This is a genomic window from Marixanthomonas spongiae, assembly GCF_003095375.1.
In the GTDB taxonomy this organism is placed as follows: Bacteria; Bacteroidota; Bacteroidia; order Flavobacteriales; family Flavobacteriaceae; genus Marixanthomonas; species Marixanthomonas spongiae.
Map to the genome: position 1 here is coordinate 110,041 of NZ_QEHR01000009.1, position 9,418 is coordinate 119,458.

The 9,418-nt window shown below is 34.1% G+C and carries 9 protein-coding genes; 4 read left to right on the forward strand and 5 right to left on the reverse strand.

Annotation, left to right across the window (positions count from 1 at the left end):
- Positions 1 to 93: 93 nt before the first annotated feature.
- On the reverse strand, positions 94 to 1,734 hold the full coding sequence (locus DDV96_RS13615; protein WP_133240855.1) for a hypothetical protein: 1,641 nt from the start codon (positions 1,732 to 1,734) through the stop codon (positions 94 to 96).
- A 273-nt stretch (positions 1,735 to 2,007) separates the two neighbouring features.
- On the opposite strand from DDV96_RS13615, the gene DDV96_RS13620 reads away from it, so the two are divergent.
- A complete protein-coding gene (locus tag DDV96_RS13620; RefSeq protein WP_116695324.1) occupies positions 2,008 to 3,063 on the forward strand; it encodes an IS110 family RNA-guided transposase in 1,056 nt (351 codons plus the stop codon).
- 327 nt (positions 3,064 to 3,390) lie between these two features.
- Here DDV96_RS13620 and DDV96_RS13625 read toward each other — a convergent pair whose 3' ends face one another.
- From DDV96_RS13625 to DDV96_RS13635, 3 genes are all read right to left on the reverse strand, one after another.
- Complete coding sequence (locus DDV96_RS13625) at positions 3,391 to 4,191, reverse strand: type 1 glutamine amidotransferase domain-containing protein (protein WP_116695343.1); 801 nt, start codon at positions 4,189 to 4,191, stop codon at positions 3,391 to 3,393.
- A 55-nt stretch (positions 4,192 to 4,246) separates the two neighbouring features.
- Positions 4,247 to 4,831 carry a Crp/Fnr family transcriptional regulator gene (locus tag DDV96_RS13630; protein ID WP_116695325.1) on the reverse strand — a complete coding sequence of 195 codons (585 nt, stop codon included), beginning with the start codon at positions 4,829 to 4,831 and terminating at the stop codon, positions 4,247 to 4,249.
- 165 nt (positions 4,832 to 4,996) lie between these two features.
- Positions 4,997 to 5,188, reverse strand: a complete 192-nt coding sequence (locus DDV96_RS13635) for a hypothetical protein (RefSeq protein ID WP_116695326.1) — start codon at positions 5,186 to 5,188, stop codon at positions 4,997 to 4,999.
- Positions 5,189 to 5,600: 412 nt separating this feature from the next.
- Between DDV96_RS13635 and DDV96_RS13645 the strand changes: the two genes are divergently transcribed.
- The 3 genes from DDV96_RS13645 (at position 5,601) to DDV96_RS13660 (ending at position 8,591) form a co-directional block, all read left to right on the forward strand.
- The gene (locus tag DDV96_RS13645) at positions 5,601 to 6,734 is read left to right on the forward strand and encodes a low temperature requirement protein A (protein ID WP_165806014.1); all 1,134 of its coding nucleotides are present in this window, start codon (positions 5,601 to 5,603) and stop codon (positions 6,732 to 6,734) included.
- Positions 6,735 to 6,931: 197 nt separating this feature from the next.
- On the forward strand, positions 6,932 to 7,651 hold the full coding sequence (locus DDV96_RS16035) for a putative quinol monooxygenase (RefSeq protein ID WP_133240856.1): 720 nt from the start codon (positions 6,932 to 6,934) through the stop codon (positions 7,649 to 7,651).
- 76 nt (positions 7,652 to 7,727) lie between these two features.
- Positions 7,728 to 8,591, forward strand: a complete 864-nt coding sequence (locus tag DDV96_RS13660) for a helix-turn-helix domain-containing protein (protein WP_116695331.1) — start codon at positions 7,728 to 7,730, stop codon at positions 8,589 to 8,591.
- A gap of 150 nt (positions 8,592 to 8,741) precedes the next feature.
- Here the strand turns inward: DDV96_RS13660 and DDV96_RS13665 are convergent, their stop codons facing one another.
- Positions 8,742 to 9,278 carry a hypothetical protein gene (locus tag DDV96_RS13665; RefSeq protein WP_240607733.1) on the reverse strand — a complete coding sequence of 179 codons (537 nt, stop codon included), beginning with the start codon at positions 9,276 to 9,278 and terminating at the stop codon, positions 8,742 to 8,744.
- Between the last annotated feature and the right edge of the window lie 140 nt (positions 9,279 to 9,418).

A 9,418-nucleotide genomic window follows, 5' to 3' on the forward strand; every position in this document is an offset into this window, starting at 1 on the left:
CCCATAGTGGCTAATCGACTAACACCGGTTCAGTCAACACGGCATTCATGTTGGGTCGTACCGACCACACGAATGCTTAGTTATTGTGGCCAGTTATTGTTTAGGAATAGTCTCTATAAAATAGCTGTTTTCAATTTGATTTATAGAAATTAAATGATTTTCAAAAATCTCAATAAATAATGGTTCCCCAATGGTTGCATATTGTACTATTGGTGAGTTAAATCCATTTTTCAAAAAGACATCAATTCGAGAACTTGTTGGAACTGTAAAATAAATATTATCGTTTTCAGTAATTTTTACGTCTCCATAGATAGGACTGTTAGAGTAACTTCCTGTTGTAAATTCGGTAACATTTGGGTAGTTTATAGTGGATTGATAACCAAATTCTGTACTTACAAAATATGATTGGTCACTTGACAAAGCAAATAAACGACTGTCGATTCTAGAATCGTTAAAACTTAAATCTATAGAGACTTCATTTCCGTTTATGTTCAATCTTCTTGTTGCAGACGTGTTTTGATATTCTAGTCCATTCCATACAACAAAGAAAAAATAATTTTCTTTTGCAAAAATTAATTTTGAATTCAAATTCATTGTATAAGAACCATTTCTATTTAAAACATTATTGTTAACACGGTCATAGACAAACGTTCCACCAATAGTAGCTGAGTTTTGGAAGTGTTTTTCTAAAAATAATATATGGTTATCAATTGCAATTGCAGATATTATGTTATAGTCGGTATTCAAATCAATAATTTCTTTTATTTCGTATGTATTTAGATCTATAACATAAACTTTTCCATTCTCACTTGGGACATATAAATCTTCAATTCCATTAAATTTTCCAATTGAACAATAAAAGATTTTACCATCTATTTCAACATTTTGACTATTTAGTGTATTTACATTGTAAAATACTATACCCCCTTCTTTATTGATAATAATAATCTCATTTTCATCATTTGGGTTCTTTAATGTTTGTGAAGGTAGAAAGCTTAAGTTTCTTGGGTTTTCAATAGACAAAAAGTTTTTACTTAATATTATTTTACCGTTAATTTTTTTAGAAACCGCATAAGAAACCACTTCGTCTGTATATTGGGTATTATCAATAATACTAGTATTTTCTTGAATGTTTTGAATATGTAAGACCTCTCCAATGTTAACAATATCACTACTTGATGTAGCCGAACCGTTGTTAAGGGTATATATCGTGTAATTTTCAAATGCGTTGTTAAAATCTTGTTCCCAAACTAATTTAAAACTTCCGTCGGCTAATTTTTCTAATGATGTGAGAGAAAAAAACAAATCTTCGTTTTCGTACGAGAGATAATTAATACTGGTAACACTTGTCATAGTGTTGACTTCGTTAAAATATTCGGTCACTACAGCATAATTTATGAATGAATTATATGGAACCTCATTATCAACATACTCGGTGTTTAAATTATTGTCAGTTTGATATACAAGTTCTCCTAGATTTACAATTAGATTGGGATTGTCAAATGCGTCAGTGTGGGAATCAAGCCTATAAACTTTATAATTTATAAAACCATCTATTATAACTGGTTTCCAAGCCAATGTTAAATTAGATTCTTTTTCTGTTAAACTAATTAATTCTGTTTTAGGTTCGAAAACAGAATTTTCTGGAATTGATAAATCATCATTTTTTTTAGAGCAATTTGTAAATACGATTAAGACTAATAGACATAAAGTTTTATTTTGCAAATTACGCAAGTACATAAATTTTTGTATTTAATCAAGCAAAATTAATACTTTTATATTTTTAGGATAAATTATTTGCCTTGTTTTATAATAACAGGACGGTCATAATTGGCTGCGGCTTTGTATATGACTCGTAGCGTGCAAATTAGCGATCACTTTCGGAAAGTAATTTACAAAATAAAAAAGAATAGCGACTTGAATTAAAAAACCAAGTCGCTATTACTTATAGCATCAATGAAAAAGCAGTAGATCCAGTATCTTTAAAGTTCACCAAAACAATAAGATATGAAAACTGCACCCACTGCCCAACCAAAGTTATACATTGGCATCGACATCCACAAGCGAAGCTGGAAGATTCACTGTGCCACCGACCTGTTCTCGGGTAAGTCCTTTACCATGCCACCTAAACCTGAAATATTGCAGGAGTATGTAAGCAAGCATTTTCCCGCTCACGAAGTTACCACAGCCTATGAAGCCGGTTGCTGCGGATATTACGCCCACCGTAGTTTTGAAAGTTATGGCTGGCACTCCCTAGTGGTTAACCCAGCCGATATCCACCGCAAGGGAAAGGAGAGATATACCAAAACCGATAAGATCGATGCCCAGTTGATTAGCCGTGAACTTAAAGACGGCAGGCTCGAGGGCATCCACGTCCCAGATGTGGAACGTGAGCAGTTGCGGAGCCTCTTTAGAAGGCGCAATGACCTTGTCAAGGACTTTCGGCGCGCAAAGAGCTATATAAAGATGCAGCTGCTCTATTTTGGGATTGCCATTCCGGAGGAGTTTGACAACGACCATTGGAGCCATAAGTTCCGTGATTGGGTTGACGAAGTAACCTTTGCATACCCTTCGGCCCGTGAGACATTGGATAGCAGGATGCGCAGTTTTAGGTTTATAGACCAAGAACTGCGGGATGTCTCCACAAAGATGCGTGCCTACTGCCGCAAGCATTACAAAAAGGATTATTGCTTACTGAAAAGTATTCCAGGGATTGGTGGTATCGTGGCCTGTGGGGTTATCTGCGAACTGGGCGATCTAAGACGTTTCAATGGCATAAAACATTTAGCGGGCTATGTTGGGTTGGCTCCCGGCATCCATCAAAGTGGTGATAATCAAAAGAGCACTGGGATAACGGTGCGGGCGCACCGGTTGATGCGCAGTTATTTTATAGAAGCCTCTTGGCAGGCCATTAGGACAGACCCTGTGATGCAAGCATATTACCGCAAGCATGTAGGAAAGAACGTAAAGTCAATAATCATTAAAGTTGCCCGCAAACTATTGAGCAGGACCTTGGCGGTAATAAAAACAGAAACCCCTTATACAATAGGAGTGATAGAATGATAAAAAAATAACAAAGCTCACAAAGAAGTAGATTTACCTGTACCACAAAACAACGTGGGTGACCGCCAAAAGGTTGGATCACATATTTATAGCAAGTGGCCAGGTTTATTATAACTTATAATCATACAGATGCTGGTGACGACCCAAGAGGCTGATCACATATAGGATGCGGAGCAAGTTATATGGTATTGAATTAAAGAAGAAGCAAAGCTTCATCCCTAATTCAATACGTTAAAAATTAAGAGGATGAATTAATTAAAAAATAAAATAGTAACTTTAAGGAACTGAACTAGTGCTTTTCATAGGACACGTTGTTGTGAGTAGTTTTTACTTTAACTTTTCTAGTAATAGTTCGGCAACTGGTTCTGAAGATGCAGGATTTTGTCCAGTTATTAATAAACCATCTTCGACCGCATAAGGACTCCAGTCTGCTTTTTTAGTGTAAATTCCACCATTACTCTTTAACATTTCTTCAACCAAAAATGGAACAACAGAAGTTAGTTGAACAGCTTCTTCTTCTCCGTTTGTAAATCCAGTTACTTTTTTCCCATTAACCAAAGATGTCCCATCCGTATTTTTTGTGTTTTTAAAAATTGCAGGAGCGTGACAAACAGCAGCAACAGGTTTATTGTTGTTATAAAAATCTTCTATTAAGGCAATTGAGTTTTCATCTTCAGCTAAATCCCATAAAGGACCGTGACCACCAGGATAAAATACTGCGTCATAATCTGCTTGATTAACAGTTTCCAATTTTATTGTTTTAGATAAGATCTCTTGAGTTTCTTTATCATCATTAAATCTTATGGTTGCTGGAGTTTGGAAATCTGGTTCATTACTTTTTGGGTCAATTGGCGGTTGTCCACCTTTTGCGGATGCCATAGTAATTTCAATTCCTTTATCTTTTAATAAGTAATAAGGCGCTGCAAATTCTTCAATCCAAAAACCAGTTTTCAATCCAGTATCTCCTAAATCTTCGTGATTAGTTAATACAAATAATACTTTTTTCATTGTTTTGCTTTTTTTTGTGTTAATACTTAATTTTTTTTCATTAGAATTATTTTCTTTTGTGTTTTTACCACAAGAGGATAATAAAGCTAAAGCGATTATAATTGTTGTTATTCTTTTGATTAGAGACAAAATTACTGTCAAATTAAGTACTAAAAATTGATGTATGGTAATAAAATCAATTGTGAGATATTTCTTTTCTAATTCTACTTAAGCTTTCGGTAGTAATTCCTAGATAAGAAGCGATATGGTAATTTTTTACAGCCTGTTCAATATTTGGGTAAGTGCTAATAAAAGAAACGTATCTTTCTTTAGCTGATTGGGCTAAACTTGCTAATATTCTTTTTTGAAAGCTAGCAAAAGCTCTTTCCATTTTTTTTCTGAAAAAAGTTTCTAATTGTGGAATCTCTACAAATAAATCTTCCATACTTTTTTTGGAAATTTCATATAAAGTTGCTTCCTGAATAGTTTCAATATACATAATCGCTTTGGATGCCGTGAAGAAAGCTGTATAATCGCTTATCCACCAATCATTAATGGCGAATTGCAAAGTATGTTCTTTACCAGATTTGTCAATAAAGTAAGTTCTTAAACATCCATTGTAAACATAATATTGATTGTTCACTTTATCATCTGCTTTTAATATTGTAGTCCCTTTATTTAACTTGAGTTTTTTAAGTTTACTTTCAATAAGATTCATTTCTTTTTTTGAAAAAGAAATGCCTTTAAAAATTTCTAATATTATTGAATCTTCGATGTTCATTTAAATTACTCGCAATGGTCTCGTTTATCGCCATTTGGCGGAGTAAGAGACACGGATTTGTCGGCTTAGTATTGGTTTGTTAGTAAAGTTAATTATTTTCTTACTAACGAAGCCGCTTATTGGCGATGAACCGTTGTTGTGCGCAAGCTTATTAGTATTAATGTTTTAATTATGCTTTTTCACATTATTTTGGTAATCCGACAAGCAGCTTGGAAATACTGGTAATAACTTTTGCTTTTGTTCTTCAATTCCAATTTTAATAATCTCGATATATTCCGCTTGAGTGAATTCCGCTTGAATCTTTGCAGTTGAACATTTACAATACGCTTTAGTCAAATCAGGATATTTTACTGCCATTTCTTTAGAATCTGCTAAACATTTTTCCGATAATATATTAGCGCTTTCATTTGTATAACTTTGGTTTTTCGGTTCAGCCAGTACGGGTTTTATTACCTTACAGGGAAGAATTGGTAGGAGACATTCGAAGAAGCAGGTGGCACGGTGGCATTATTGATCTAATAATGGATTCAGTAGGTGGAATGGTTGGAAATGCCAATTTTAGTTCTAAAGAAGATAAATTAGCAACTATTGATCTTAGAATTGATTATTTACAAGGCGCAAAAGCATTTTGATTAGTTGAAGATAATTTAGTACATTTAGGCAATAAACTAATGGTAACAAGTACGCAAGCTTTCCAGGAAGGTCAATTGGTTGCTGAAGGAAAAGTCGTTTACAATTTCATTAAAAGTAAATCCTTAAAATTGAATATTTGGAATATTTTCTAAAACACCGACACGCTACCTGGCTTGAACTATTCTTCGACCTTGTTTTTGTATCCAGCATTGGAGTAGTGACTCATAATCTGGCGCATACTCATAATAACCATTTAACTCCTGAACAGATTTGGTTATTCCCTTTACAATTTATTATAATCTGGTGGATCTGGATTGTACATACCTTATTTTCCAATCGATTCAATCATGATAATAGGATTGAAAGAATCTTTAGTCTTACAATTATGTTCTTGATGATAGTCATGGCTGCATTTTTTGGAGATGATCTCTTTCAGAATTATCCTGCCTTTGTCGGTTTTTATGCGGTTATAAAATTAATATTGGTGTTTTTATTTTTTAGAGCATCTAATCAAGACCGGCACTCTGTAAGTTATGCTAGGAAAAGTGGTTATATAATTCTTTTAGGCACGGGAATTTCAGCTATTTCCATTTCCTTGGAAACCCCCTTAAGGGAAATTGTCTTGGTTTCAGGAATTCTAGTTGAAATGCTCGGTATTTATCTTGTAAGTACACGGAATTTGGAGAAACCAAAACCAGTCCATCGCGAACATATGGTAGAACGAATAGGATTACTTTCAATAATACTTCTGGGAGAATCTATCATAAGTCTTACAGGTACTTTAAGAAATGTCAATTGGGACATTTTAAGTATTGTGGCAGCAGTTACGGGTTTTATTATGATTGGCCTTATTTGGTGGATATATTATGATAGTTTTCATGTCAATGAGCGGATTAAATCTATGACCAACGGGTTTCCTATGTTGTATTCCCACTTGTTTTTAGCTATGGGTTTTGTAATCTTGGCTAATGTGATTCGACATGCTATTTTAAATGATCTAAATATGAATGAGTTTAGAATTCTGGCGATTACGGGAATGAGCTTTTTTTACATCGGAAAACAAACCGTTTATATTGTTTTTATTCCTCCCTTCCGTAAAAGGATGACAATTAATACACTGGTATGTATTTTTATAACCATAGCATCTACCTTTTTGCCAAAAATGGAATATACGCTTGTTGGAATTACAATAGGTATGCTGTTTTATACGTTTGCCAATTTCAAGTTTATCTTAACCAAGGATATATCTGAGTATGTTACGAAAGATTAAAAATATATAGGCTTGCGTACAACGTCTAGTCTATGAAGCGTAGCGCCCGAATGGGAGTTATGATTACATATACAGTGTTATGGGCTTTTTTAAATTCTTCATTGTCACTGGAAAATTGTCCATGCTTAAGTCTCTTATCTCCATTCCAAGCACCCTTATTTAGTTTTACATTTGTAGTGTAACAAAAATAAGTCAAAATGAAATTTAAAAGTTTAATCAAATTAAGTAGCCTAGTCCTCATTCTAGGGATAACAATTCAAGTATTTTCTCAATCTAAAAAAAGTAAAATTATGGACAACACGAAAAATGAAAACATCGGATTATTAGTAATCATGAAAGCGAAAGAAGGTAAGGAGCAAGAAGTGAAAGAGTTTCTTCTAGGTGGTTTATCATTGGTAAATGCAGAAACAAAAACTGAATCTTGGTTTGCATTTCAAATAGATGAACAAACTTTCGGAATTTATGACACATTTGAAGCTGAAGAAGGCAGACAGGCACACTTAAAAGGAGAAGTGGCAAAAGCCTTATTGGCCAATGCTGAAGAACTTTTAGAAGGTTTTGATCCTAGCAGAGACATTAAGACCGTTGATGTTCAAGCAAGTAATCATAAAGTGGGTGATCAGAATAAGGGATTGTTGGTGATTATGAAAGCCAAAGAAGGAAAGACATCTGCAGTGGAGGATTTCTTACAAGCGGGCAAGTCATTGGTAAGTTCTGAGCCTGCAACTTTATCTTGGTATGCTTTTAAAATCAATGAAGAAACTTATGCCATTTTCGATACGTTTGCAGATGACGCTGGCAGAGATGCTCATTTAACAGGGAAAGTAGCAGCAGCGTTGATGGAGAATGCACCTGTAATTTTGGAAGGCTTTGATGCTTCAGCAATTCAAAAAATTAATATTCTAGCTTCAAAATAAATATTTGATTTAAGAAAGGAGTGCTTTTGGCACTCCTTTTTTTTTAAATTTGAATGAGCTAAAAAATAAATTTAGTATGGCCCAAATAATTATAGACAAACAAAACGGGGAACTTGCGTTTAGATTAGAAGAGTTCAACGACCTAAGCCAATTTGATCATTTACAAAGAAGAAATTATTATTCTATCGTTTTGTTATGTGGAGTTAGCTATGAACTAAGCGTTGATTTTCAAAGTTTTGAATTGCAAGGAAATCAAATGATTTGTTTGGCTCCGTATCAACCTTTCATGATACGTTCTGAAGAAAAGTGTCAGGGTTATTTATTGAATTTTCATCCCGATTTTTTTTGTACATATAGACATCAAAACGAAATAGAGACCGAGGGATTCCTTTTTAATAATTTTCATGGTTTACCCTATTTTACTGTAAACGAGCAAAGCCTATTTCTTAATTTGATTGATCAAATTTCGAAAGAGATGGACAAAGACTCAATCGCTCAGCATGAAGTTCTTGTGGCATTTTTAAAAGTGTTTTTAATAGAAGCGGTCAGACATAAGAAACAATTTGACCAACAATTAACTCCCAGATTGTCAGATTCAAAAACAGAAATTTTACAAAATTTAGTCGATGCAATTGAGAGTAATTATTGCAAATTCCATTCTCCCCAAGAATACGCAGATGAACTAAGTGTAAGTACTAAAACTTTAGCCGGTATCGTCAAGAAATATCTCAATCAAACGACTTCATCCTTAATTTCAAATAGGATTATTATTGAGGCGAAACGAGAACTTTATTTAACTTCTAAACCAGTGAAACAAGTTGCTGCTTTTTTAGGTTACGACGATGAATTCTATTTCAGTCGATTTTTTAAAAAGAAGGTAGGAGTATCACCTGATATTTATCGTAAGACAGTTGGTTTTGCTAAACTAGAGTCAAATTAATTACTCACAACGGTTCGGGTATGAAACGTAGGGCATTTCGAAGCTCTTATCTGTCCGCCCGAAACGAACTTTGAAAAGAGACGAAAACTTGCGGATACCACTGTCCGCCCTATGTTTTATACCCATTGTTGTGCGGTCGTTTTTTATTTTTTACATATCAAAGTCAAAGAAATAAGCTTTTTTATTTTCCTTGTCGTACCAATAATATTTGAAATACTGATTTCCGTTTGTCCAACTATATTTCTGTAGTTTTTCAATTCTTTTCTTGTCCCACCATTCAAAGTCGTGTTGCAATCCAAATCCATTATCTGAGTTTAGAGTGTCAATTGTCAGATTATGTACTTCTATTATTTTCTTCGAAGTTGAGTTGTTGCAGTTAAACGCAAACATATAATCTGCGTCAATTCCAATTGCGTCATCAAAGCAGTAGATATTCTTAACGTCCGGTTTAATTTCAACTTTCAAAAAGTCTTTAAATCTTTTTTTGTTGTTCTCTGTGTCCGGTTTGTCGTGGTCAAATGGTGGGTAAACTTTCTCAATTACATTTTTAGTTTGCTCCCTTAGTTCGTCTTTGGTTTTTTCTTTAGCCTTCTCAACTACTTGCTCAGATTTATTTCTGATTCGGTCGCAAGAAATTACTCCAATTGTCAGAATAACTATTGTCGATATGTGAATTAGTCGTTTCATTTAAATGCCGCACAACGGCAGTCTGTCTCAAAACTACCAATTAATTCTCTTAAAAACAGTATTTTTCGGATTTTGGTGAAATCCATCGGTGTGCCGGCATTTTTTGAAAGTTGCTTTTACGTGCCCCCAAACAGTTTAAA

What these genes read in the sequence shown, in the direction of transcription:
- DDV96_RS13620 (WP_116695324.1), top strand. Translation starts at nt 2,008, where the DNA reads ATGAAAACTGCACCCACTGCCCAACCAAAGTTATACATTGGCATCGAC.
- DDV96_RS13630 (WP_116695325.1), bottom strand. Translation starts at nt 4,831, where the DNA reads ATGAACATCGAAGATTCAATAATATTAGAAATTTTTAAAGGCATTTCT.
- DDV96_RS13635 (WP_116695326.1), bottom strand. Translation starts at nt 5,188, where the DNA reads ATGGCAGTAAAATATCCTGATTTGACTAAAGCGTATTGTAAATGTTCA.
- DDV96_RS16035 (WP_133240856.1), top strand. Translation starts at nt 6,932, where the DNA reads ATGAAATTTAAAAGTTTAATCAAATTAAGTAGCCTAGTCCTCATTCTA.
- DDV96_RS13660 (WP_116695331.1), top strand. Translation starts at nt 7,728, where the DNA reads ATGGCCCAAATAATTATAGACAAACAAAACGGGGAACTTGCGTTTAGA.
- DDV96_RS13665 (WP_240607733.1), bottom strand. Translation starts at nt 9,278, where the DNA reads ATGAAACGACTAATTCACATATCGACAATAGTTATTCTGACAATTGGA.